General features: G+C 42.3%; 24 protein-coding genes. 13 read left to right on the plus strand and 11 right to left on the minus strand.

Going from position 1 to position 23,723, the window contains the following annotated elements:
- The first annotated feature begins 23 nt into the window (after positions 1-23).
- Together rpsJ and RMX98_RS14750 are read left to right on the plus strand one after the other, a co-directional pair.
- Entirely contained in the window at positions 24-341 is a 318-nt protein-coding gene (rpsJ, locus tag RMX98_RS14745; RefSeq protein ID WP_008232935.1) for a 30S ribosomal protein S10, read from the plus strand.
- A 170-nt stretch (positions 342-511) separates the two neighbouring features.
- Entirely contained in the window at positions 512-1,159 is a 648-nt protein-coding gene (locus RMX98_RS14750) for an LON peptidase substrate-binding domain-containing protein (protein WP_094349488.1), read from the plus strand.
- Positions 1,160-1,297: 138 nt separating this feature from the next.
- Here RMX98_RS14750 and pheA read toward each other — a convergent pair whose 3' ends face one another.
- Complete coding sequence (pheA, locus tag RMX98_RS14755) at positions 1,298-2,173, minus strand: prephenate dehydratase (RefSeq protein ID WP_322681103.1); 876 nt, start codon at positions 2,171-2,173, stop codon at positions 1,298-1,300.
- 465 nt (positions 2,174-2,638) lie between these two features.
- Between pheA and RMX98_RS14760 the strand changes: the two genes are divergently transcribed.
- Positions 2,639-3,226, plus strand: coding sequence for a DUF1997 domain-containing protein (locus RMX98_RS14760; protein WP_322681104.1), 588 nt, complete (start codon positions 2,639-2,641; stop codon positions 3,224-3,226).
- Positions 3,227-3,407: 181 nt separating this feature from the next.
- Here RMX98_RS14760 and RMX98_RS14765 read toward each other — a convergent pair whose 3' ends face one another.
- From RMX98_RS14765 to RMX98_RS14780, 4 genes are all read right to left on the minus strand, one after another.
- Positions 3,408-4,067, minus strand: coding sequence for a ribonuclease HII (locus RMX98_RS14765; RefSeq protein WP_322681105.1), 660 nt, complete (start codon positions 4,065-4,067; stop codon positions 3,408-3,410).
- Between the two features lie 8 nt (positions 4,068-4,075).
- Positions 4,076-6,247 carry an Rne/Rng family ribonuclease gene (locus RMX98_RS14770; RefSeq protein WP_322681106.1) on the minus strand — a complete coding sequence of 724 codons (2,172 nt, stop codon included), beginning with the start codon at positions 6,245-6,247 and terminating at the stop codon, positions 4,076-4,078.
- Positions 6,248-7,184: 937 nt separating this feature from the next.
- Positions 7,185-9,863 carry a TIGR03960 family B12-binding radical SAM protein gene (locus RMX98_RS14775; protein WP_322681107.1) on the minus strand — a complete coding sequence of 893 codons (2,679 nt, stop codon included), beginning with the start codon at positions 9,861-9,863 and terminating at the stop codon, positions 7,185-7,187.
- 147 nt (positions 9,864-10,010) lie between these two features.
- Positions 10,011-10,340 carry an STAS domain-containing protein gene (locus RMX98_RS14780; RefSeq protein WP_322681108.1) on the minus strand — a complete coding sequence of 110 codons (330 nt, stop codon included), beginning with the start codon at positions 10,338-10,340 and terminating at the stop codon, positions 10,011-10,013.
- 471 nt (positions 10,341-10,811) lie between these two features.
- Between RMX98_RS14780 and RMX98_RS14785 the strand changes: the two genes are divergently transcribed.
- Positions 10,812-11,012 carry a hypothetical protein gene (locus RMX98_RS14785; protein WP_094349495.1) on the plus strand — a complete coding sequence of 67 codons (201 nt, stop codon included), beginning with the start codon at positions 10,812-10,814 and terminating at the stop codon, positions 11,010-11,012.
- A gap of 583 nt (positions 11,013-11,595) precedes the next feature.
- Here the strand turns inward: RMX98_RS14785 and RMX98_RS14790 are convergent.
- Positions 11,596-11,961 (minus strand): hypothetical protein, encoded by a 366-nt coding sequence (locus tag RMX98_RS14790; protein ID WP_322681135.1) that lies wholly within the window; start codon positions 11,959-11,961, stop codon positions 11,596-11,598.
- 294 nt (positions 11,962-12,255) lie between these two features.
- Here RMX98_RS14790 and clpS point away from each other — a divergent pair, with 294 nt between their 5' ends.
- The 3 genes from clpS (at position 12,256) to RMX98_RS14805 (ending at position 14,401) form a co-directional block, all read left to right on the plus strand.
- Entirely contained in the window at positions 12,256-12,537 is a 282-nt protein-coding gene (clpS, locus tag RMX98_RS14795) for an ATP-dependent Clp protease adapter ClpS (RefSeq protein WP_012410249.1), read from the plus strand.
- A gap of 133 nt (positions 12,538-12,670) precedes the next feature.
- Positions 12,671-13,495: a type II CAAX endopeptidase family protein gene (locus RMX98_RS14800; RefSeq protein ID WP_322681109.1), complete on the plus strand. Its 825-nt coding sequence runs from the start codon at positions 12,671-12,673 to the stop codon at positions 13,493-13,495.
- An 87-nt stretch (positions 13,496-13,582) separates the two neighbouring features.
- Positions 13,583-14,401, plus strand: a complete 819-nt coding sequence (locus tag RMX98_RS14805; protein ID WP_322681110.1) for a hypothetical protein — start codon at positions 13,583-13,585, stop codon at positions 14,399-14,401.
- A gap of 125 nt (positions 14,402-14,526) precedes the next feature.
- Here the strand turns inward: RMX98_RS14805 and RMX98_RS14810 are convergent, their stop codons facing one another.
- Complete coding sequence (locus RMX98_RS14810; RefSeq protein WP_322681136.1) at positions 14,527-14,769, minus strand: hypothetical protein; 243 nt, start codon at positions 14,767-14,769, stop codon at positions 14,527-14,529.
- 200 nt (positions 14,770-14,969) lie between these two features.
- Here RMX98_RS14810 and RMX98_RS14815 point away from each other — a divergent pair, with 200 nt between their 5' ends.
- Together RMX98_RS14815 and RMX98_RS14820 are read left to right on the plus strand one after the other, a co-directional pair.
- Entirely contained in the window at positions 14,970-15,197 is a 228-nt protein-coding gene (locus RMX98_RS14815; protein WP_322681111.1) for a DUF2281 domain-containing protein, read from the plus strand.
- Entirely contained in the window at positions 15,194-15,577 is a 384-nt protein-coding gene (locus tag RMX98_RS14820) for a type II toxin-antitoxin system VapC family toxin (RefSeq protein WP_322681112.1), read from the plus strand. The genes RMX98_RS14815 and RMX98_RS14820 overlap by 4 nt, the downstream gene beginning before the upstream one ends.
- A 258-nt stretch (positions 15,578-15,835) precedes the next feature.
- On the opposite strand, the gene RMX98_RS14825 is transcribed toward RMX98_RS14820, so the two are convergent.
- The 3 genes from RMX98_RS14825 to RMX98_RS14835 all read right to left on the minus strand — a co-directional run bounded on the left by RMX98_RS14825 (position 15,836) and on the right by RMX98_RS14835 (position 19,548).
- The gene (locus tag RMX98_RS14825; protein WP_322681113.1) at positions 15,836-16,474 is read right to left on the minus strand and encodes a pentapeptide repeat-containing protein; all 639 of its coding nucleotides are present in this window, start codon (positions 16,472-16,474) and stop codon (positions 15,836-15,838) included.
- The gene (locus RMX98_RS14830; RefSeq protein ID WP_322681114.1) at positions 16,471-17,868 is read right to left on the minus strand and encodes a DICT sensory domain-containing protein; all 1,398 of its coding nucleotides are present in this window, start codon (positions 17,866-17,868) and stop codon (positions 16,471-16,473) included. The genes RMX98_RS14825 and RMX98_RS14830 overlap by 4 nt, the downstream gene beginning before the upstream one ends.
- Before the next feature lie 87 nt (positions 17,869-17,955).
- Positions 17,956-19,548, minus strand: a complete 1,593-nt coding sequence (locus tag RMX98_RS14835; protein ID WP_322681115.1) for a photosystem II high light acclimation radical SAM protein — start codon at positions 19,546-19,548, stop codon at positions 17,956-17,958.
- Positions 19,549-20,137: 589 nt separating this feature from the next.
- Here RMX98_RS14835 and RMX98_RS14840 point away from each other — a divergent pair.
- The 4 genes from RMX98_RS14840 to RMX98_RS14855 all read left to right on the plus strand — a co-directional run bounded on the left by RMX98_RS14840 (position 20,138) and on the right by RMX98_RS14855 (position 22,638).
- A complete protein-coding gene (locus tag RMX98_RS14840) occupies positions 20,138-20,533 on the plus strand; it encodes a DUF1830 domain-containing protein (RefSeq protein WP_322681116.1) in 396 nt (131 codons plus the stop codon).
- A gap of 152 nt (positions 20,534-20,685) precedes the next feature.
- On the plus strand, positions 20,686-21,147 hold the full coding sequence (locus RMX98_RS14845; protein WP_322681117.1) for a DUF4079 domain-containing protein: 462 nt from the start codon (positions 20,686-20,688) through the stop codon (positions 21,145-21,147).
- Positions 21,148-21,270: 123 nt separating this feature from the next.
- Positions 21,271-21,837, plus strand: coding sequence for a hypothetical protein (locus tag RMX98_RS14850; protein ID WP_322681118.1), 567 nt, complete (start codon positions 21,271-21,273; stop codon positions 21,835-21,837).
- Between the two features lie 27 nt (positions 21,838-21,864).
- A complete protein-coding gene (locus RMX98_RS14855; RefSeq protein ID WP_322681119.1) occupies positions 21,865-22,638 on the plus strand; it encodes an ATP-binding cassette domain-containing protein in 774 nt (257 codons plus the stop codon).
- A 91-nt stretch (positions 22,639-22,729) separates the two neighbouring features.
- On the opposite strand, the gene RMX98_RS14860 is transcribed toward RMX98_RS14855, so the two are convergent.
- Positions 22,730-23,503: a response regulator transcription factor gene (locus RMX98_RS14860; RefSeq protein ID WP_094349507.1), complete on the minus strand. Its 774-nt coding sequence runs from the start codon at positions 23,501-23,503 to the stop codon at positions 22,730-22,732.
- Positions 23,504-23,723 lie beyond the last annotated feature (220 nt).

Raw genomic sequence — 23,723 nt, forward strand, 5'->3', positions numbered from 1 at the left:
ACGCAGAACCTGGAAAATTAAAGATGGCAACTCTACAGCAGCAGAAGATTAGAATTCGCTTACAAGCCTTTGACAGGCGCTTATTAGATACATCTTGCGAGAAGATTGTAGACACAGCTAACCGCACCAACGCTACAGCCATAGGCCCAATTCCTTTACCCACAAAACGCCGGATTTATTGTGTGCTGCGATCGCCTCACGTAGATAAAGATTCACGGGAACACTTTGAAACCCGTACTCATCGCCGGATTATTGACATTTACCAGCCCTCTTCTAAGACTATTGATGCCCTGATGAAATTGGATCTACCATCGGGTGTAGATATCGAAGTCAAACTTTAATTAGTCATTAGTACTCAGACAAATGACACTAGTATGAATGTTTACATAGCCCTGAAGAAATATATCTCAGGGCTTTTATTTAGCTAGGAAACAAATGATAGAATGTAGATAAAGTACGGGAAAAGCAGAGAAAAAGAAATTTTAAAGATTAAGTTTATACCAAAGTAACAATGACATCATCTTCTAAAATTGCAGTTCGCGAACTACCTCTGTTCCCGTTACCCGAAGTAGTTCTGTTTCCTACCAGGCCATTACCCCTGCATATCTTTGAATTTCGCTACCGAATCATGATGAACACGATTCTGGAGAGTGATCGCAGGTTCGGGGTTTTGATGTTCGATCCAGTCAAAGGTACAATCGCAAACACTGGCTGCTGTGCCGAAATCATTCATCACCAACGGCTGCCAGATGATCGCATCAAGATGATGACTTTAGGGCAGCAAAGATTTCGTGTATTAGAGTATGTTCGTGAAAAGCCATACCGTGTTGGCTTAGTTGAGTGGATTGAAGATCAACCACCAACTAAAGATTTACGACCTTTATCAACTGAAGTAGAACAACTATTGCGAGATGTTGTGCGTCTGTCAGCCAAATTAACCGAACAAAATATCGAATTGCCAGAAGATTTGCCCGATCTACCTACAGAGTTATCTTATTGGGTAGCCAGTAACCTTTACGGTGTCGCCGCAGAGCAACAATTATTGCTCGAAATGCAAGATACTGTAACTCGTCTAGAGCGGGAAGCAGAAATTTTAACTTCTACTCGGAATCACTTAGCAGCTCGCGCTGTTCTAAAAGACACATTTAGTGAAAAGTGAGGATTAGAGACGCGATTAATCGCGTCTGTATAGCAGTTAGGAGTTAGGAAGAAATAACAAAAAATAAAAGATTGATAACTTATAATTTATAGTCCCTAACTGATAACTCCTAATTCCCAAGTAATAACTTTTAACTTCTCAAGTAACAGTGCTGATTGGCAAAACATTGTAAGCGCCAAGAATTTTTAAAATCTCTGTGTGGATGGTTAATTCTGCTAAAGCAGATTGCATTTGTGCATCTTTGGCATCCGCTTCTAAATCCATGAAAAACAAGTATTCACCTAGCGATCGCTTCGTCGGACGAGATTCAATCCGGCTGAGGTTAATCCCTAATTGAGCAAATATTTGCAAAGGTTTGAGCAATGCTCCGGGTGTGTTGGCAGGCATACTAAAAGCCAGGGATGTATGACTAGCGCGTGTTGTTGATGCCTGATATGCAGCTTCCGCTTCACCCTGACTTACTACCCAAAAACGAGTAAAGTTTTCTGGATTGTCGTTGATGCCACTAGCAAGTATGGGTAGGTTGTAGAGTTGAGCTGCTCTACTAGAAGCGATCGCTGCCATTGTTGTCTCTTGCTCTAATCGCTGTAGTGCTTCGGTTGTAGAATTACTAGGAATAATCTCTACAGTCGGGAGAAACCGCTCTAACCATCCCTGACATTGTGCCAAAGCTTGGGGGTGAGAGTAAACAGTTTTAATTTTATCTAAGCTAGACGCGCAAGAAATTAACGTATGGACAATGGGTAATATCAAAGCCAACTGAATTCGCAAACTGTCTAACTGCCAAAGTGTATCCAGTGTTGTTGTAACACTCCCTTCAATAGAATTTTCTGCTGGCACAACAGCCAGGTGGGCTTGACCATCAGCAACAGCGTGTAGTGACTGGGAGATGGTGGGATAAGGACTTAACATAGCTTCAACTCCCGTACTTTTAGTCAACCAGTTGACATAAAGAACAGCTGCTTGTTCTGTGTAAGTGCCAGGAGGCCCTAAATGTGCGATCAATAGAGTCATTCCTTTAGCCTTGAGTTACGAGTTTAATCGGTAAACAGAGGTATGATATTTTGGTCTTAGCAAATATATCCAAATATCTACTCCTACTAGACACTGTTATGTGTAAAATTTACACACTCAACGAAAAGACTGAAATATGTATCAAAAAAATAAGTTATGGAAATCAGTCTTTGATCGAAGAGATTTCCTGGCAGGTTTTTTGCTAAATTGCTCTGAACATTTCAGAGAAATTATACTAGTTTCTGCCTAAAGAAAGATTCATATTTTTGTTTTTATGTAAATTTTTAAATCATAATCTATATTTATTGAACTAAAGATAGCAAAGAGCGCACCAATTTTTTGCTAATAATGTAGAGATGATCGGCAACAATCATTTTAGAGCTAATAAATTTTGTACTTTTCTAATAATCAGAACTAAGTTGTTAAAAAATATTAAAATTAAGAAACAGATATTTTTATCCGCTCATGGCTACCCGGTTTACTGCCTCGCAATCGGTTGAAATCGCTGTTCCAGAGCAGCCTATTCCCATTCAGCACTACTTACGTCAGCCTCAGCGTCTGGTTAAGGCTTTGGTTGACAATAGCCGGATTCAGCAACTTTCTGAGGAAGTGTTTCGTTTGAAAATGCGTCCGCTAACTTTTATGTCACTAAGTATTCAACCTACTGTGGATATGAGAGTCTGGGCAGAATCAAATGGAATAATTTATTTGCGATCGCTAGGCTGTGAAATCGTGGGTTTCGAGTATATTAACCAGCGCTTTGCTCTCAATTTAAAAGGCTATTTGTCTCCCAAAGAGTTTAGCACTGGCACTCGCCTGCAAGGAAAAGCTGATTTAGAAGTGTTGGTGGATTTCCCACCGCCATTTTCTTTTACTCCGAAGCCGATTTTAGAAGCTACTGGTAATGGTTTGCTCAAAAGCGTACTGTTGTCAGTCAAGCAACGGTTATTAAATCAACTTTTGGCGGATTATCGCTACTGGGTGGTATCACAAACTAAAGATAGAGGACTTGACAGTGATACTACTGAATTACCAATCTTGAATGCTGAGTAATTTGTTAACAAACAGAATTCAGGAGTCAGGAGCCAGAATACTCTTTCAGGGAAGCAAGCTACAGAATTGAACTCTGTAATTAGTAGAAGGTCTGTAGCTTGCTTCCCACAGCTTATCCCCTACTAAACTAATTGATTCTGAATTCTAAATTCTGTATTCTGTATTCTGTATTCTTATTCAATCACTCAACACTCAGACCTTTGATTTGGCAAGGACGAAAAGACTGACGATGCAGAGGCGAGGGCCCGTATTGTTGCAAAGCCAGCAAATGACGCTGGCTACCATAACCCTTGTTACATTCCAGGTTGTACATAGGGTATTTTAATGCTAGACGCATTACCAGATCGTCACGCCAAACCTTAGCGACAATACTAGCAGAGGCAATAGCGAGCGATCGCTCATCTCCTTTGACTATTGTTTGTTGCGGCAGTAGCAAGTTTTTGATTGACTGATTGCCGTCAATTAAGCAGAGTGCAGGCTGTACCTTTAACTTCAGCACAGCCCGCTTCATTGCTAACAACGTTGCTTGCAAAATATTTATCTTGTCAATTTCGGCAGTAGAAGCAAACCCAATTTTCCAGTCTATAGCCAGCTCACAAATTTGCTGCGCTAGCTGAGTTCTCCGAAAATGAGACAACTTTTTACTGTCTTTAATTTTAGCTGCTATCAGTATTGGCAAAGCATGAGCGGGTAGGATCACTGCTACCGCCACCACAGGGCCAAATAGAGCACCTCGCCCTACTTCATCCACACCTGCAACCAACCCCCCAATCTCTGACAAGGTAGTAGAAAACTCCAGCCAAGTGGATTGTTCCAAAGGTGTTGGCGATGTTTCTACCATAAAGCAAATTAATTATCCTCGATCGCTGAAGAACGACGGCGGCGGCGACGGCTGGCTGTGGCGCTGCTACTGGCTTCACTTTCATCCGCGATCTCGTTGGTAGCGGCGGCTTTCGCAGACAAGCGTCCCGAAGGATTCACAGTCAATGATGGTTCAGTTGTCTCTTCGATCAAAGATTTTTGTTCTGGCTCAATAACTTTTGGTGTCGGTATTTTGTTTGCAGTTATTTCAGGTATTGCTTTTTGCGGAATAGCAGTTATTTCAGGTATTGCTTTTTGGACAATAGCGGTTATTTCAGGTGTTGCTTTTTGGACAATATTTGATTCTGAGGTTGATTCGGTTGGAGTCGTTGGTAGTTGACCAGGCTGAATCACATTAATAATCACAGACTTGGTATTTTTAACCTCTTGCTCTAACTTCACTAAGGGGGATATTCCCATCAAAGCAAACATATCCTGTTCTTGGAGGCTCATTTCTACAGTTCTAATCTCCGGTGGTTCTACCACTGGTTTAACTGGTTCTGCCTTGATGATTTTAGTCCGCTCTACTCTTTCACTCCAACCTGGTTTACCAAGGGTGGGTGAGGGAATCTCTGGTGCAACTCCTAGTTCTGGTTCCACATCAAGGTCTAAGTCTGGCTCGTTAACAAAAGCCAGGGGATTAGGAACGATCCGAGCTTCATCTTTCCCGTTTAACCCATTGACACCAATTCGACTGCGGCGAGTGCGGGTACGACGCTTATCATTAAGTTCTTGATAACTAGGATGATTGATCAAATTTAGGTTGCTCAATTCCGAGTCGCCGTCAAATGCTTCCCCAAATCCATCATAGTTTTCTCGTGATTCCGGGATGCGGGCAGATGGCTGACGTGGTTCTCGGTGAGGCAAGGATACAAAACGTTCACGCTCTGGTGTCTCTGCCGGTATTGGCAATCGGTTTTCGATTTCTCCAGGCAGACGCACAGTATGTCCTAAACCGCCACAGGTGGGACAAGTTTCACCAAACAATTCGTAAATATTTTGACCCTGACGTTTGCGGGTCAATTCTACTAAACCTAGTTCGGTGAGTTGGGCAATTTGAGGACGAGCTTTGTCTGCTTTGAGTGCTTTATTAAAGTGTTCGAGAACTTGCAATTGGTCACGTCGCGATTCCATATCGATAAAATCAACGACGATTACTCCGGCGATATTCCGCAAACGCAACTGACGAGCAATTTCTGTTGCAGCTTCGCAGTTTGTCCACAAAACTGTTTCTCTAGCTGTTGCTGATCGCGTGAAGGAACCTGAGTTAACATCGATGACGGTTAATGCCTCTGTCGGCTCAATGATGATGTAGCCTCCAGAAGGCAGGTCTACTCTTGGTTTTAGGGCTTCTCTAATGGCGGCAGTGATGCGGAAGTACTCTAAAATTGGGGAGCGATCGCGATGATGGTCAATCAACAATCCCTGCGGTGTTTGACCGCCACTCCAATTCTGCAAGTACTGTTTGACGCGCTTCAAACCAGTACTAGAATCCACGACAATCCGATTGACATCCGCGCCGTACATATCCCGCAATACACGCTGGATAAAGTCATCATCTCGGTTGAGCAGTGCTGGCGCACGGGTGGAATGGGCTTCTTGCTGAATAGCCTCCCATTGCTTTTGCAGCAACTCCAAATCTTCCATGATTGCTTCTTCGGGCTTGCCTTCGGCTTCTGTACGCACGAGCAAACCCATTCCCGCCGGCTTGACTAAAATCGCCAGCGCTCGCAAGCGGTTGCGCTCACTTTCACTTTTAATCCGTCGAGATAAATTGACGCCCCGACCATAAGGCATCAGTACTACGTAGCGTCCGGGTAAGGTAATATTACCCGTGAGTCTGGGCCCTTTTGTCCCTGTTGGCTCTTTCATTACTTGCACTAAAACTTTCTGCTGTGGTGCAAGTAATTCTGTAATTGCTGCTGCGGTACGCTTGAGCTTCAATGGACCCAAGTCGGTGACGTGAATAAAACCGTTGCGCTCTGGATCGCCAATATTCACAAAAGCCGCATCTATCCCAGGTAATACGTTTTCTACTACTCCTAAATAGATATCACCTATTTGATGATGACCCGTAGCAACAACAATTTCCTGTATTTGATCTTCAGAAAAAACCGCAGCAATTTGGTGCTGCTCCGCGATGATAATTTGTTTTGGCATTCAATTTCCTCAAAAATTGGCAGCACTTATAGGTTTGAGGTTTGTTGTATCAAGTCCGGGTGATTACTTGTAATTCAAAACTCCCCGCGTCTGGGCGTCAGTTCTAATTAGCAGTGTTTTTCCGGTTTGATATTATACTTTTGCTGCCCTCACAACCCTCAAAAGGCGCTACTGATAATAAAAATCGCAAATCTGAGCTTCTAAGTTAAATAGCTATTGGCGCTCTTAAGAGCATTTCCACGGCTGATTATTCTAGAAAGGCTGCATATCGTTTAAGCAATTAAATCAACCGTTCGTGGTTGATTTGTGGTGCAATACCCTCAAATCTTGAGAGTTCTGAGTTGAAACTTTTAAATCCTGAGTGAGCATTTTAACTCAGGACATTTCATTTGAGAGTAACCTACTGAATTTGTGAAGAAAAAGAAACTATTTCTATTTTCCATTCCCCGGATTTATCTTAGGGTTATACTTAGCAGCGCCAGTTGCTACCCTGTCTTGAGCCGCTCTAGCCTCAGACAAGCCGCGCTTTGCGCCTCTGGTGAACATCTACAAGTCGGCATAACCGACAGCAGTTGCTTTAACTCTAAAAAAGTAATGCACTAGCTCTTGGGCATTACGTGGATTAGACATTCAGCAGTTGTTTAAAAAGCATGGATTTAGAGAAGCTAACCGAGCCTGCTGTTAGTTACTGATTCACAAGGTAGCTATAGAGAGAGTGTGCATTCTTTAATCTGCTTTTTGTTTGTCTAGGATAAAATCCTAGAAGTTGCACTCTAATATCTTTGCTTTCGCCCCCTGAATACCAGGGTAGTGAACCAGCTAATTCAATGCAGCGCCAGAAAATTTCTCTTCACCCTATTCTAACGCAACCTTGCTAAAAATCAATTCCTGTGAGCTGACATCTTAGGACAACTACTAGCAAGTTGCCCTACAGGGATTATACCCCTAAAATTAGCCGATTGCGGTGGATGTGCAGGAGTTGAAATTCTATACCAGCCACTGTCTCTAGCATAAACAGGATTTGTTCGGGACGCAACAGCAAACCGTCTTGGCGATAGCTACCTAGATAACGGATCACGGATGACATAGATTCTGCAATGTTATTGTGAGTTTCTATTAATTCCAGTTCAAACAAGCGATCGCGCAGATTTATTAACTGGCTTTTACCTGATTTAGTTATTTGCTCGTACCAAAGTTCCTCTTTTGCTTTGATTTTATCAATCCAGTTTTGCCATTGTATGGGTGTTGTTTCTGCTAGTGCTACAACAGTAATCAAATACTCTGCTGACTCTAGCAGTTGGGTAGCGGCACTAGCTTTTAAATCTATCTGCTCCACATTATATATAGGTATGTCTGTGGGCATTTCACGAGCCAACTTTCTGAAGAAAGTATCAACTTCCACTGGCACAGTTAACTCAAAATCTGCAATTTCACCGCTACTAGTAGCCCCTAGAGCCAAAGCAGTTGCTAGAGAAATGCGTGGCATTGGGTGAAACCCACCAGTAAAAGCAATTGGTAAGCCGGATCGCCGCACAACTCGGTCAAACAGACGGATTAAATCTAGATGGCTCATCAAAGCCATATTACCTTGTTTGCCAAACCAAACTCGCAGTTTTTGCGCCTTAGTTGTGTTGGGGACAAACTCGCCTGCAAATTTTGGGATAGCAGGTGATTCTATGACGATATTATGCCCAAAGTCGGTGCCACAGACGCCACAATGAGAACAACCTTCAAAAGAACAGTCGGGTACAATTGCAGCTTCTAGAGCGCGTTGCAAGTCTTCTTGGAGCCACTTTTTATCAATCCCGGTATCAATATGATCCCAAGGTAGGGGAATATCGAGGGAGTGCTGAGTTATGAGTGGGGTGTTCTCCTCTGCTTCTTTGCTCTTCTGTGCCTCTGCGTGAAACAAATTCCATTCGCCATTTTCTACTTGGCGGTATTTCCAATCTAAATCGGCTTGGGCGATCGCAGATCCCCAAGCGCTAAAAGCTCGATCTAAATTTTCATACCAGGAATCCATACCTGCACCCAATTCCCACGCAAGACGGACTACTTTGCTCAAATTGCGATCGCCTCGTCCCACAAAATCTTCCATTGCCGAAATGCGGACATCGGTAAAATTTACCTTCACTGCCTTGATTCGGCGGAATTCTTGCCGCAACAGATTTTGTTTTCGCTTAAATTCAGAGGTAGAAACTGAGTGCCACTGGAATGGTGTATGGGGTTTGGGCGTAAAGTTAGAAATTGTCAGGTTAAAGTTTAGGGGTTTTCTACCCTTACCTCGACATTCTCGCTGTAGCCAGCTTACTGTTTCCGCAATGCCTACAACGTCAGCATCGGTTTCACCCGGCAAGCCAATCATAAAATACAACTTGATTTTATCCCAGCCTTGCTCCCAAGCGGTTTTTACTCCCCGCAACAATTCTTCATTTGTTAAACCCTTATTTACGATGTCTCGCATCCGCTGAGTACCAGCTTCTGGAGCAAAAGTCAGTCCACCTTGGCGCGTACCTCCCAGGATGTTGGCAATATTCTCATCAAATCTGTCTACCCGTTGGCTTGGTAGAGTCAGAGAAATGTTTTCATTTTTTAAGCGATTTTTGATTTCCATCCCCACTGCTGGTAGGGACAAATAATCAGAACAACTCAGAGATAGTAGGGAAAACTCATTGTAACCAGTTGCCCGCATACCCTGTTCAATTGCTTCTACAACCTTATCGGGTTCTACATCCCGTGCTGGTCGAGTCAGCATTCCTGGTTGACAGAAGCGACAGCCACGAGTGCAGCCACGCCGAATCTCAATGGTTAAGCGGTCATGCACCGTTTCTACATAAGGAACTAACCCAATGGAATATGCTGGTATGGGAGTTGCAACCCTTCGCAGAATTCGTTTTGGCACGTCTGGGCGACGAGGGTGAACTGAGCCATCCTTTGCCATGTCGTAAAACTGAGGGACATATACGCCTGGTATCTGAGCCAAATCCAGTAACAGATGTTCCCGACTCAATCCTGCTTGTTTGCCTTCTTCTAAAACCAAACCAATTTCTGGCAGCAGTTCTTCTCCATCTCCAAGGGCGATAAAGTCGAAGAAGTCAGCATAAGGCTCAGGATTTGATGTCGCTGTTTGCCCACCAGCGAAAATCAACGGCAAGGATGACTGGGTATCGGTATCCCTGCCTCGCTGCCCCTCTGCTCCTCTGCTTTGCTGCCTCTCTCGCCACGTCAAGGGAATTCCAGCTAAATCCAACATTTCGAGGATATTAGTTGCACCCAGTTCGTAACTGAGGCTAAAGCCTAAAATGTCGAATTCTGTCAACGATCGCTTTGACTCTACCGCAAACAATGGCGTATTAGTTTCGCGTAGTTTGGCTGCCAGGTCTTTTCCTGGGAGGTAGGCGCGATCGCACAATTGACGCGGTTGGGCATTCAAGATGTTATAAAGGATAATGTGCCCTAAATTAGATGCACCGACTTCATATACTTCTGGGTAGGTTAAAACCCAACGTATTGCTGTCGTATCCCAATCTTTGTGTACTGCTAACAGCTCGTTACCCAGGTAACGGGCTGGTTTTAAAATATCCGATGTTATTAATTTTTCAACTGCAACAACCACTGTGCTATCTTCTAGCTACCTTAATTACAGCTACCCAACCCCAACATTAGCATTGAATTAGGTCTTCTAACAGATTTTATCGTTGCAACTTACAACTCCTTTACATAAAGTCCGCTTATTGGTTGAACTTTGTGCTTTTACATAAAGTTATGTTTGGGCCAATTCGGCTTCAGCGTCTAATATTTCAAATACCCTATCAAGTTGCGTCAGTTCAAAAATCATTCTAATTTGTGGAGCAACAGCGCGAAGTTGGCAACTTCTTCCTAAAGTAAGAGCCAGTTTGTGTGTAGATAACAATGCCATCAACCCCGCACTATCTAAGGATTCTACTGCTGCGAGGTCTACTACCAAGATGGAAATACCATTTTGCGCCAACGCTGTGGTCATATCTCGTTCAAATTCCAAGGCGTTTGCAGCATTTAAACACCCTTGGGGGCGAATAACTACAATCTTGGGATAGTTAAGCACTGCCTGCATAGTTACATCCTATTAAGAATTTTGAAGCGTCAAACTAAGGATTATTTGAACATAAACTCTATTTTGTTGCATCGACCATACGTCTTAGCTCTCTTTGCTGAATCTTTATTACTTTTGTATGTCTGTTTAAAGATTGTTATAATTCCAAGTTAAAATGTGTTTATCTATACTTTTTTTTTATCTCAGTTCAAAAACAATCAACTATAGACGGCCATAGAGCAGACAAATTATCAGTAACTATGCTGATAAATCTTGCTTAGTCTATAACTAAAGCTAATTTAGCTAAGTCTTAACGGTAGGTTAAATCTTACACTCTAGCGTTGCTGATGGCATACAGCGAAGTCATAGTGAATTATCTATCTAACTAACTAAACTGTGATATATATCACTGGTAAATTAGTATTTGGATCACTCTTTATACTGAGGCTGATCTGGGATGATTAGTATCATATTACAGTTGGGTTATTACTTATGAGAACTCAGTACGCTATTCGTAAATTGGTAGAAAAAGCTCTTGACATTAAAAAACTAACTCCTGAGATAGAGAATGAAATTAACTCAGAACTGACAGAACTAGGTTATATTTCTGATGTTGATTACGAAGCCTTAGAATTATTAATGGCAGAGATGGATGCTGGGCGAATCCAGTTGGTTCCTAGCCTGGGATTTTAAAGTAATTCATAATGACGCTTTCTACCTTCGCGCAGGGTGTCGCAGACAGAAGTTCTGTGTAGCTTGCTTCTCTGTAAGGATACGAGGACTCTCTAACGTAATTCGTAATTAAATCTAGCAGGAGGATAAAAGGCTAGTATTTTTCTATGAGGTTGATTATCTAAATACTTAAAGTGGCGTAAACTGTGCGAAAAAACCTCTACATTGTGCATTCTATCGAAAATCGCCATACAGTTCGCTAAACGCCTAAAAAAATTCCTCCCAATCTGTTTGCTGAATTTGTCTACAAGCGGAATGAACTCGTTGCTAAGGGAGTTGATATCATCAATATGGCTACTGGCTCGCCAGATAAACTGACTTCTAATCATATCCTTCAGGTGATGCATCAGGCGATTGACGACGCTGCTAACCACAATTATCCGCCTTACAAAGAGACGAAATAATTTCTGGTGCGAAGGACGTAGCAATCGAATTTCACAGTCTTCAATATATGGAAGATGCTGAGAATTAGAGACTGGGAACTGGGAAGACAAGGAAGAATTATTCAAGAAGTCTCTATGTTGCCTATTCCCAATGCCCCACCCTAATCCCCAATCACCAATCCCTCTTGATATGCTTGCCAAAGTTGGTGAATAAACTGATTAAGTTGCTGCTTGGCGGCTGAATCAGGTTCAGTTTTTGGTTCTTTGGCTAAAAGTTGGCTCAAGAAGGTAATTACTTCTGTGTCTAATGCTGGGCGAAATAAATTGGCAGGCCAAAGTAAGTCAGATGCGTCTCGCAAATCGGTAATTAGAGGTGATTCTTCTATGAAAGTAACCATTAATAAAGGACGCACCCAGCACAACTGGCGGGAAACTACAAATTGAATGACTTCTGCATACAGGTTACTGTGGCCATACTCTAGAGACACAATTTGTCCCGGTTGAAGAAAATCTAGGCTCATGTCCATCTTGGGCAGGGGCAAGGATTGTTTTGCTTGCAACTTTCTTAATCTTAAAAGTGAAAATGCGCTACGTTTAAGAAAAGCTTCTGTAAGATTAGGGTAGCACTCTTACGGCAGCCATGTCTTAGACGTGTGCCTTATCAAGTGGCTACGCAAAACTAATTAATCAATCCCTGCCAGCAAAGGGTTTTCCTAGCATAGTATCTGAGCAGAAATACTATAGAATAGGAAAACAACTGTTGAGCGATCGCAAAACAGAAACTTTGTTGTAGTGAAGTAACGAGAAAAGAGCAAAGAGCCGTGTCAGTTGAAACTATTCAAAAGCCTTCCACAACCCGCAAGCTCGCGCCTCGGTATCGCGTTTTGCTCCATAACGACGACTACAACTCTATGGAGCATGTTGTACAGTCGCTAATCGCCACTGTACCTAGCCTTACCCAACCCCAAGCTGTGAGCATCATGATGGAAGCCCATACTAACGGGCTAGCTTTAGTCATTACTTGCGCCTTGGAACACGCTGAGTTTTATTGCGAAACATTGATAAGTCACGGTTTAAGTAGCACGATTGAACCTGATGAATAGTCAAATAATTCGTAATTCGTAATTCGTAATTCGTAAGTAACAAGGGTATAGCAGCCCACACTGAATTAAAAATTTAGTGGAGAGTTCAGAGCTAAAACTGATTGTAATTACGGATTATTTTGACTTATTTAGTATGAAAGAAAACTTTGTCCGTTTAGCTGAACGCCCTGCCCCTATTAGGCTGGGTGCTTTTATTTTGAGTTTATTGTTGCTATGGTTGCCATTGGCTACACCAATATATTTACTAGTGCATGATTCAAACTTAGAAAGTATATTGACATTGGTATTGTTATATGCAATATTTATTTTTCTCCTGAGATTATGGGGTAAATATGTCTACCAGCAGCCCCAAATTCTGCGGCATTATGGCTTAGAATTTACGCGGCAAAATGGTGTGGATTTACTGCGTGGCTTGGCTCTGGGGATAATTAATATTCTGATACTTTTTGGGGTAGAAAGTTTGTTGGGTTGGTTGGTGTGGCAACAACCGAAAGTTTTTTTGCTGAAAGTGATTTTAGAGGGTTTACTTGTTGGCTTAGGTGTTGGATTTGCTGAGGAATTGTTATTCCGAGGCTGGTTGCTAGATGAATTACAACGAGATTACAGTCTGCGTGTGGCACTGTGGACAGATGCAACTGCGTTTGCTACATTGCACTTTATTAAACCCTTGGAGGCAATTATTCATACACTGCCGCAATTTCCAGCTTTAGTACTGCTGGGGTTAACGCAAGTATGGGGAAAGCGTTGGCGCAGAGGACGCTTGGGTTTACCAATTGGTTTGCATGGTGGTTTAGTTTGGGGTTACTACATTATTAATGTAGGTAAATTAGTCAAATATTCTGGTCAGGTTCCTGATTGGGTAACTGGTGTGAATAATAATCCCCTGCAAGGAGTTATGGGAGTGTTGTTAATGAGTGTACTAGCTTTGGGGATACGGGGGCGAACAGTGAAAAATTAAAAATGGGTAACATATTTTGAAGATAACTAATTTCTTCTTATTTTTGGGAAATTTAGTAATAGATAATTTGGTATAGCACGTGTTCGTATGCCTCAGTTACAAATTCTTATTACTGGAATTTTATGTGTAGCTATCTTTACTTGCTGGTTAGTCTTCAGCAGTTCAACTTTTAACATTGGAATAACTCCTATTATTGCTATACTTTTTTTATTGATATCGTTGGGATTAGTTTTTTGGGTATTCTTCAGTGCATCGGGAAAAGCATTCGCCCATAAATACAACAAATTACAACAGCAAATAGCAGAGGTAGAGGGCAAAATTTCCTTACTTACTCAAACTCGATTGAAAGAAAGTAACTATACAAAAGTAATGCTTGATTTTCAGGAACTTTATACATTCTCGGAAGTATCAGAATGGGATAAAAATGCAGGCATTACAATAAAAAAAATCATGGATTTAATTCAAAATATTGAGATAGAGATAGATGCTCATAAAGATGTTTTAAATCAGTGGAAAAAAAAGGAGCTTCAGAAGAAACATATATCAGTCTTAGAAAACATGGCGGAGAAACTACAAGAAGCCATAGACTTTACCCCTAACTCTTCTAAAGAGCAAAAGGCACTACTCAAGGAACTACGCCATCAGAAAAAAGAATTACAGTTACAGAAGCGTGAAGTAACAGCTAATATGAAGCTAATACAAGCAAAAGCTCGTTCTCGCAGTGTTTATGCAGGTAAGGGTTTTTTGGGTATATATAATTCCAAACTAGCAGCATCGGAACGACGTAGAATTCGGTATCAAAAAGAAGCTGAATTAAATCCTAGTGAAGATATAAAAGCTGCGATCGAACGTCAGATTATGCAAATTGATAAAAATATCCTTTGGGTTGAAAGATTTTCAGAGTGATCTAAGCTTCCTGTTATAGCGATCGCCTGGAACCAGAAATTCAGTAAGCGCTCTGCATCAGAATACATAATTGCTAAAAATTTCGATCGCCTGTCTTCACGATAATTCACCTTGCGCGATCGCACCTACGCCAGATTTTTGACTGAGATAATTCCTTCACCACACCACTGAATCAGTAGCCATCTGTCAGAATCTTTATCCAGTGATGGCTTAAGACGAAAATTAAAAACCTCTTGCCATACCTCTACTACATACTGAGATATAAAATCTGCCTCCAGTTCTTTAAACTGTTCCCATTGCCGATTTGCGATCGCGGTCAACATCGGAATAATTGTGGTGATTGAGACTTGTGCGGCGACGGGTGTCATTCTGGGTGTCTTCTTTTCAGCCATGTTAAGAAAGATCCGGGTAATGGATAGCCGCTTGCGGGGTGGGGTTCTTGGGGTTTAGTAAGTAATCAAGCGGACATGATATTAAAGTGCTTATCCAAACCGTATTAAAATGTATTTGACATTCAAACAAATATAGCTGTGATGTTTTTCATAAAAATTGCCAAGGAGAAAAAACAATGATACAGCCAGTCATTTTAGAAAAATTAGAAGAACTTCCTGAGTCTCTTCAGACAGAAGTGCTTCATTACATTGAGTTTTTGATAGAGAAGCACGCTAAAAACTCTACCGAAGAAAAGCAGAAAAACAAGCGTCGTGTTGCTGGAACGATGAAAGGAATGTTCGTTCTGCCATTGCCTAATGACTTTGATGAGCCGCTTCAAGACATGAAAGAATATATGGAATGAATAGATTACTATTGGATACTCATGCTTTTATCTGGTTTGTCTCAAATGATGCCACCTTGCCAGTGTTAACTAGAGAAAAAATTGAATCTGCTGAGGCTGTTTTCTTTAGTATTGCAAGTATTTGGGAAATGGCGATTAAACTCAACATTGGAAAACTATCCCTACAGGGTGCTTTTGAAGAGATTGAACCTAAACTAATTGCTGCGGGCATAACGATTCTCCCTATTACCTTTACCGATACTGTTCAATTCCGTTATTTACCACTCCATCATCGAGATCCGTTCGATCGTATTCTGGTGGCACAGGTGATGAATCATTCTCTTGTTTTGATTAGTCGTGATTCGGCTTTTGATGCCTATAATATTCAGCGGGTTTGGTGATGAAAAAGTGGCTACGGCACACAGCATCAAAAGCCATCTGTCAGAATCTTTATCCAGTGCTGGCTTGAGACGGAAATCAAAAACCTGTTACCATACCTCTACTCCATACTGGGATACAAAATTTGCCTCCAATTTTTTAAACTCTTCCCATTGCCGATTTGCGATCGCGGTGATTGAGAGTTGTGCCGCGAAGGGTGTCATTGTGGGTAGTCCTCGAAAATACAAATAATCAGCATAAGTGGTTTTTTGGTGCAATGTTTACGCAAGCGTCTCAACCACAGTACCCACCACACACGCTTTATTCAAATTAACGCCGCTCAAATTTGCACTTTCTAACTCTGCACAAAGCAAATTCGCTCCCGTCAAATTCGCCCCCGCCAAATTCGCCCCCCGCAAGTCAGCTTCTTCCAGGTTTGCTTCACTCAACAAAGTCCCTTGCAAATCGGCGCGACTCAAATCTGCACCTTTGAGATTTGCCCCAGTCAGGTTTGCACCGCGCAAGTCAGCACCGCGCAAGTCTACGCCTTGCAAGTTCACATTCATCAAATTAGCGCCACTCAAGAAAGCACCCACCAATGACACATCACTGAGTCTTGCTCCCATCAAGTTAGCGCCACGCAAATTGCTACCCCGCAAGTCAGCACCAGTTAAATCTGCTTGCATCAGGTTCGCTCCCATCAAGTTTGCCCGCAAGTCAGTTTGTTGGAGGTTGGCTCCCATCAAATTTGCCCCCTCCAAATGTCCACCTTCGAGCTTAGAACCAGCAAAATTAGTGCCGACAAGGCTAGCACCAGCAAGATTAATCCGGCTTAAATCCAGTCGGGAGAGTTCTTCGTCTTCTAAATTTGCCCCTGGAAGTTGTTTGAGTTTTCCTAATTTAATGGCTTCAATATTCATGTAAAGTAACTACCAATCTCTTCACTGATCTTGCTGTGGCTATCCCATTGGGAATCAAGTATCCAGATGCCGGCGCTGAATTTGGGTGTCATCAAGGGTAAGTCGAGTCCCTGTTGTAAACCCATAACTAATAAAGCTAGGGTATCTACAAGTTTAGGGTCAAAGCGGGTAGATTGTTGCTGTCTGCACTCATCTAAAGCTTGAGTAAATATCTGTTCCCGGCTTTGATTTGACGATTTTCGCTGATTGACTCGCCACTGAAAATCTGCCAATAATGCCAAAATCCTCGACTCTAAGGGAATTTCATCTCCAGCTAAACCTGCTGGTTCCCCTGTGCCATTCCACCACTCGCTTTGGTGAGTAATAATTTGGGCTACTGCTCGCAGTCGTGGCATGGTTCGCAATACTTGCGCTCCTGGTACCAAGGGACAAGTTAAGGGAGAACTGGGGGCGTCTTCTTGGTAACGTGTAGATATACCGCCAGTGAGAACGCTTTCTGCTTTCTGTAATGGATCTATGCGATGTAACAAAGCCGCTAGCCGCAACCTCTTAATCTGCCATGCGGGAAGATCCAAAAGCTGGGCGATCGCTTCAGCAAGAACTACTATTTCCGCAGCTGCCATTGGATTGTTGACATCTGCCATATCCATTAGTTGCGCCATTCGCAAAAAGGCTTGAATTTCGTTAGAAACCAAGTTGCGATCCAGCGTTTGTTTCTGAAGGGCTGTGGGGATAGATAAATTATCTTGCCCAGTCTGGAGGTAATCTACTACACGGGAGACAACTGCACCTAAATTTTGGGATCTGTCCATTGACGGTACAATTTGCTGTTTATCGCCTGTGAGCTTTTGTGCCAGTTCTGGGTTGTATTTTTTGATGTGAGCGATCGCTATTTCTGCTGTCTCTTGGACTAACTCTGGTTCAAATGTCCACAAGCCATAGAATTTTCGCTCTAAGTCCGATGTCGGTACTCCAGCGCTACCATAATCAGCCTCAGATAATTCTTGACAAATTACCATTACTGTGTATTTAGGCGATAAAATAATCAAGTGCCACTCCTGCGCCACCGGATCGCCTGCATCTAATCCCACTAAATCTACATTGGGTAGCTGGCTGGTAGGATGTTCAGCAAAGCCAGATTCAGCAGCAGCCATAATGGCAATTTCGCGGCTGTACTGGGCGATGTCTGCATATCGTTCAGCTTCTTGTAGATACCATTTACCCTGTTGAAAGGCTGTGATGACTAGGGGTGTACCGTCATCGGTTAAGATATGGTCTTCTAAAGCGTGGCACAAGGCAACTAAGGTATTTTTGTAGTAAACACCGAATCGAATTGGCCTGGTGGTGTGGCGATGAGCTGTTTCTAGTTGTTGTAAGATTGAACCTTCTAACATGGGATTTGGTAAAAATAACCGCAGAGGCACTGAGGAAGATAGAGGGGGAAATTCAGAATTCTGAATTTCTTCATATTTTAGTGTTTTCTAGGATACACCCGCTAACTGTTTTTCTTTCGTCTCTAATGGTGCTGTTAGTGCTGCTTCTAAGTCAGCACAACCCAGCTTTTCTTCTAATATTTTCATGACTTCGCGCCCGAAGTCGTTGGGGTTTTGTTGCCAAGCTTGCAAGCAGACTTCGCCGAAGAATGAACCAAGGGGTTCGGGATTCCAGAGAAGTTTTTTGGCTGTCCACGGCATCAAACTCATTGGATTGTACCCTGGTTTGAGGATGCCTTCTTTGAAAGCGTATTCTTCTAAATGGGTATGGGGTTGTAGTCCAATAAAGAAGATGGCAGGTTCAACTTTATCAGCACCAAAAATCCGTTCTAGTTCGCGGTGGTAAGCGATGGTTTGGCGGATGGTTTCGGGACGTTCGTCAATGACGTTAAAGGAGTAGTTGACGGAAACTAAGTCGTTGAAACCAGCGGCTTTTAAATCACGGCAGTTTTGCAAGACGGTTCGCAGGTTGTACCCCATCCGCATTTTCCGCACAAGTTCTTGAGAACCACTGGTAATCCCGATTTCAAAATAGTTCATCCCAGTTTTCGCCATCAATTCACACAATTCGGGTGTCAAATTGTCGGCTCTGATATATGCTGCCCAGTGGATATCTGTCATACCAGAATCGACGATTTTTTGCAATAGTTCTACGGCATCGGCGATAAATTTTTTCGCGGGGATGAATTGAGCATCGGTAAACCAGAAATTGCGAATGCCGCGATCGTATAATTGGCGCATCTCAGCAACTACTTCATCTGCTGAGTTGATGCGTACTTGTTTGCCTTCGACGACGGTATAGACGCAATAACAACAGTTGTGAGGACAACCACGCTTGGTTTGTACACCTATATAAAAGTCTTGCTCTTGCAGGTAAAAGTTAAATTCTGGCCAGATGCTTTCGATATAGTCGTAGTTACAAGCTGTTTTTTCTATTGGGGTGGGTTGTTCGTGAATTAGCCGTTGACGTGGTTGAGTTTCTCCAGCAACGTAACAACGTTCATCGCGAAAATCTCTGCCACTTAAAAGTTTTTCCAGCAGGGTTTCGCCTTCACCTACAGAAATAATTGTCCCTTGGGGTAAGCTTTTACCTAATTGCTCGTAAAATACGCTGACGGCACCACCACCTACAACTACACGAGCATCAGAATTATATTTTTGGGCACGGTTTAAACCGCGTTTGATTAAGCCCTGGTTTCGCCACAACTCTAAATAGTAGGCGATGAAGATTCGCAAACCGCCCAATCCACCGCGTAGTTTCAATAGAGGATTTTTGGCGTAGTAAAATTCAAAAGCGTTTTGTAGTGGGTTGCCACCACGTCCGCCAACTGGGGCATAAATTTGAATATCCCGCCAAGAAAATACTAGTAGTGTCGGTTTAAATTCATCAATACAGCGATCCAGAGCCGAACTGTAATCTAAAGGTGGCACTGTTCCCAAATCAAAGATGCGCTGTTCAATATTAGGAAACTGCTTGTGCACATGATCGCTTAGGTAGACAACCCCAATAGGAAAGATGGGGTTACAAGGAAGGCGAACGTAAAGAATTCGATTTTCCATCATCTGTGTTTTAACTTCCATCTTGCCAATCTGTGGAGAAAGCGAGAAAAACATTCAGCTTTAAAGTGTGTGCTTGTTTAATTTGGTTTTATTTATCACAATCATGCTTGACATTTCAGCCGATTATTGATAACCGCTAACCTGCCGTTAACAATTGCGGAAAACGCTAAAATTGCTGTGCAGAAAACATACATGGAATCTATAGAGAGCTTTATGAAGACATTTTTTCATATAGCTTTACCATAACATTGAGTTTATTCATTAAGCGATGATCCCTGGCGATTAATCCTGGGATAGATGAAAGAGCAAAACTTACTTCCTCGCTATGCTAAAAGCTAGGGGATCGTTATTATGTCTATTTCCTAACAATATGCTTTCAGAGAATTGAAACTTTTATACCAGCAAAAAATCTCAAAAAATTTTCTTTGTAGTGTATAATTGCGAAAAAGGTGTGAAAAATTACAAAATTTTCACAACTAAAAATATATCTTTAGACAGAAATAATCTACAAAAACTCAGTTGGTATTCGCAGTTACAACAACTGGGGATCGGTGGGTGCTAGGCTTGGCTAGTGTAATGTAAAATTGTGGCGTAAAGCTCCTCAGCAGTTATGGCTCAAATATTAGATCCTCTACCACCTGAGCAATCAGGAAAAATTCTCTGCTGCTACATTAATGCCACGAGCAAAATACAGGTAGCTCGCATCTCCAATATTCCCAACTGGTATTTTGAAAGGGTTGTTTTCCCCGGACAACGTTTAGTTTTTGAAGCTCCACGAAAAGCTCAAGTGGAGATTCATACAGGGATGATGGCAAGTGCAATTTTATCCGATAAGATTCCGTGCGATCGCCTGATGCTCGAAGAACCCAATACTAATGAGTTTGATACAGACTCATCAGATGAAAAAGACCCTTTTAATACCAAACTAATGGTGCAGCAAATTAATACAAAAATTGGAGATACTACAAAACCCTTGCAAATCCTTGGTTTAGCGTCCGTTGATTAAAAAAAACAATTTTATCTAAATTTAAGGGTTGCTAATTCAGCAGCCCTTTTTATTTATATATTTATTGGTCATTTGTTATTTGTCATTTGTCATTTGTCATTAATTATCCTCCTCTGCTCTCCTGCCCCCCACTCTCATTTACAATCAATCTTATGAATCTGCCTTCATTTCTTTGGTTGTGGAAAATAGCCGCCTGGTCGATGGGATTATCCTTGCTGGCATATCTGATGTTAGCAATCACCGGCGTTTGGATGTTTCGGGCGAGAACTTCGCAGCAATTTCCTTTGTTCACGCCATTTATGGGCGGTAATCAAGGAGTGCGATCGCTCCACTATACAATGGGCATCAGCATGGTAAGTTTAGTGCTACTACTGCTAGCGATCGGTATTGTTGGCACTTTCGGGCACTTTGGTTCTTTAGGTCACTCGTCACACCTAATCGCTGGATTAATAGTGGTAGCACTAGTTTTACTATCTGCTTTCAGTGCCACCCAAATTAGTGTCAGACGACCTTGGGCTAGACCCTTACACATCGGCGTAAATATTATTCTATTTATAGGATTTGCCTGGGTATCCCTGACTGGTTGGATTGTAGTACAAAAGTATTTACCTTAAAGAATTCGTAATTACGAATTACGAATTACGAACTACGAATTATTAAAGTGGCATATCTTATTTCAACAATCCAGCTAAGACATAGACCTACTCTACAATGAAGAAAAGCATTGTAATTGAGCCGTGACAGCAAACTCAGCCAATATCTCAGCTTCTATCTTTCGTTTGTCTCCTTTGATTCGGATAACGTTACTGAGTCTATACATAGCACTCACAGTCCCATTACCCTTTTTATCGCAGGTAACAGCTGCACCTGTACCTCCAGAATTATTGTGGATAGGGATTGGCATCGGTTTTGTTGCCTTGTACGCGGTATTAACTGAACAAGTAATGGTAGATAACGAGGGAATTCAGGTTACTTACCCCGCCTGGGTGCCGAGCTTTTTTCGTAAAGGCTGGTCTTTACCTTGGTCAGATGTGAAAGAGTTAAAACCCCGCAGCACTGGACAAGGAGGACTAGTTTATTACTTTCTCAGCCAGGATGGGAAAGCTTATTTACTACCGATGCGTGTAGCTGGATTTGCCCGTTTGGTGCAAATTGTCCAAGCAAAGACGAGCATTGACACCACAGATGTTCGCCCTTTAGCGCAGCCCTGGATGTACCTGATTTTACTAGTATTCACTTTGCTGCTACTATTAGTCGATGGCTGGGCGATCGCTACAGCCTTAACTACTGCACAATTAACTTAGGTTATTTCTCTGCAATCCTCAGTCCCGTTGAATACAGCAAAAGCCATACTCAGGCTAGAGCAAGTTAATCTATTTACGAAGCTGAAAACCCAACTTCCCGGCAATCAGCAGGGATACCGCATATTGCAGGATATTTCCTTTGAGGCATCCGAAGACGAACGCATTGCCATTGTAGGCCCAGTAGGCGCTGGGAAAACTTCGTTATTACGCCTCATCAATCGCCTAATTGAACCCACGAGTGGTAAACTCTATCTTGAAAATCAAGAATATCGCCAAATTCCAGTCATCGAGCTACGGCAGATGCTTGTATTTGTATTGCAAGAGTCAAAGCTGTTGGGGATGACAGTTGGGCAAGCCTTGGCTTATCCTTTAGTTTTGCGTGGTTTACCCAAACAGACAATTCAGCAACGAGTCAATCATTGGACAGAGCAACTACACATTCCCAATGAATGGTTAGGGCGAACAGAGGTGCAACTTTCTGCGGGACAACGACAACTAGTAGCGATCGCTCGTGCCTTAGTCATCCAGCCTAAAATATTACTATTAGATGAGCCAACCTCTGCCCTCGATCCTGGTACGGCTTCTCATCTAATGCAAATCTTAACCCAGTTGAGTCAAACTCATCAAACCACGATTCTAATGGTAAATCACCAACTGGAACTAGCCCAGATGTTTGGCACTCGGTTATTACACCTACAACAAGGTCATTTATTCGCCAATCAAACAGCCTCAGAGATAGACTGGATTGAATTACGAAAAAGCCTGATTCAAGCAGCAGCTCAAGACGATTTTGGATTTTAAATTTTGGATAAGACAGGAATCAGGAATCGTTTTCTTACTCCTCTCACCCCAATGCCCACTTGCCCTGAGCGAAGCCGAAGGGATGCGCCATTCAAACTTGACTACTAGTAAGTGTTGAACGTTGATTATTAAATCTCTCTCTAGCTAACTTTGTTGTCTGTGACTGTGAAATATTCGTATTCAAAATTTCCATGTTAAAACGGTATCCAACATTACGGATAGTTTGAATCAAATTGGGTTGCCGGGGGTCGAGTTCAACCTTTTTTCGCAGTGATAAAACGTGAGTATCAATGGTACGAGGGTTATCAATAGCATCAGGCCAAGCACGACGCAGCAATTCCGATCTACTTAGAGGTACTCCCCCAGCTTGTGCTAAAACGTACAGTAAACTGAATTCCTGGGGCGTTAAGTCAATAAACTCCCCTTGAAAACGCACACGACGCTGAACTAAATCGATTTGCAAAGTGCCATAATCCAAATAAGCTGGTGCAGTAGGTGTGCGCTTCCGCCGAATCAGTGCCTCTACCCGTGCCAAAAACTCTTGCATTCCAAAAGGTTTGCTCAGATAGTCATCTGCACCCGCCTTTAAACCTGCAACTATATCAGCTTCACTATTACGGGCAGATAGCATTAAAATTAGAGGTTGCTGCTGACGATGCAACCAACGACAAAACTCAATACCATCACCATCAGGCAGGTCTGCATCTAAAACTACCAGTGTTGGTTGATGGCTTAAAAATACTTCCCTTGCTTGATAAATACTGGCAGCTTGATGCACGCGGTATTCCAGTTGTTGCAAGTGCCAACCCAACAACGACCTCAAATGGGGATTCCCCTCAATGATTTCTATACAAACCGAACCCACGGCGGCAAGACCCCTTAGCGTCGATGACTTTCAAATTAACAAGCCCATCTCGAAGGTTTTGTAGCCTTTGTTACTTCAATCGCAATTAACTTTACATTCCCTAATAAAATGAGTGGCAATATCTTTAATCTATGCCTTGCTGATAGGCGATTAGAAATATTATTAAATTTTTATTAAATTTATCGAAAGTGTTGTTACACTTATAAAAAGTTCTTTTAGC

This window comes from Nostoc sp. DedQUE02, assembly GCF_034531035.1.
Lineage (GTDB): Bacteria > Cyanobacteriota > Cyanobacteriia > Cyanobacteriales > Nostocaceae > Nostoc.

Bases quoted from the DNA above. Each gene is read 5' to 3' on its own strand.
- RMX98_RS14830 (WP_322681114.1), bottom strand. From the start codon at position 17,868: ATGTTAGAAGGTTCAATCTTACAACAACTAGAAACAGCTCATCGCCAC.
- RMX98_RS14825 (WP_322681113.1), bottom strand. From the start codon at position 16,474: ATGAATATTGAAGCCATTAAATTAGGAAAACTCAAACAACTTCCAGGG.
- RMX98_RS14785 (WP_094349495.1), top strand. From the start codon at position 10,812: ATGAGAACTCAGTACGCTATTCGTAAATTGGTAGAAAAAGCTCTTGAC.
- RMX98_RS14800 (WP_322681109.1), top strand. From the start codon at position 12,671: ATGAAAGAAAACTTTGTCCGTTTAGCTGAACGCCCTGCCCCTATTAGG.
- RMX98_RS14750 (WP_094349488.1), top strand. From the start codon at position 512: ATGACATCATCTTCTAAAATTGCAGTTCGCGAACTACCTCTGTTCCCG.
- RMX98_RS14780 (WP_322681108.1), bottom strand. From the start codon at position 10,340: ATGCAGGCAGTGCTTAACTATCCCAAGATTGTAGTTATTCGCCCCCAA.
- RMX98_RS14810 (WP_322681136.1), bottom strand. From the start codon at position 14,769: ATGACACCCGTCGCCGCACAAGTCTCAATCACCACAATTATTCCGATG.
- RMX98_RS14790 (WP_322681135.1), bottom strand. From the start codon at position 11,961: ATGGACATGAGCCTAGATTTTCTTCAACCGGGACAAATTGTGTCTCTA.
- RMX98_RS14770 (WP_322681106.1), bottom strand. From the start codon at position 6,247: ATGCCAAAACAAATTATCATCGCGGAGCAGCACCAAATTGCTGCGGTT.
- rpsJ (WP_008232935.1), top strand. From the start codon at position 24: ATGGCAACTCTACAGCAGCAGAAGATTAGAATTCGCTTACAAGCCTTT.
- RMX98_RS14805 (WP_322681110.1), top strand. From the start codon at position 13,583: ATGCCTCAGTTACAAATTCTTATTACTGGAATTTTATGTGTAGCTATC.
- RMX98_RS14820 (WP_322681112.1), top strand. From the start codon at position 15,194: ATGAATAGATTACTATTGGATACTCATGCTTTTATCTGGTTTGTCTCA.
- RMX98_RS14760 (WP_322681104.1), top strand. From the start codon at position 2,639: ATGGCTACCCGGTTTACTGCCTCGCAATCGGTTGAAATCGCTGTTCCA.
- RMX98_RS14840 (WP_322681116.1), top strand. From the start codon at position 20,138: ATGGCTCAAATATTAGATCCTCTACCACCTGAGCAATCAGGAAAAATT.
- RMX98_RS14845 (WP_322681117.1), top strand. From the start codon at position 20,686: ATGAATCTGCCTTCATTTCTTTGGTTGTGGAAAATAGCCGCCTGGTCG.
- RMX98_RS14835 (WP_322681115.1), bottom strand. From the start codon at position 19,548: ATGGAAGTTAAAACACAGATGATGGAAAATCGAATTCTTTACGTTCGC.
- RMX98_RS14815 (WP_322681111.1), top strand. From the start codon at position 14,970: ATGATACAGCCAGTCATTTTAGAAAAATTAGAAGAACTTCCTGAGTCT.
- pheA (WP_322681103.1), bottom strand. From the start codon at position 2,173: ATGACTCTATTGATCGCACATTTAGGGCCTCCTGGCACTTACACAGAA.
- RMX98_RS14765 (WP_322681105.1), bottom strand. From the start codon at position 4,067: ATGGTAGAAACATCGCCAACACCTTTGGAACAATCCACTTGGCTGGAG.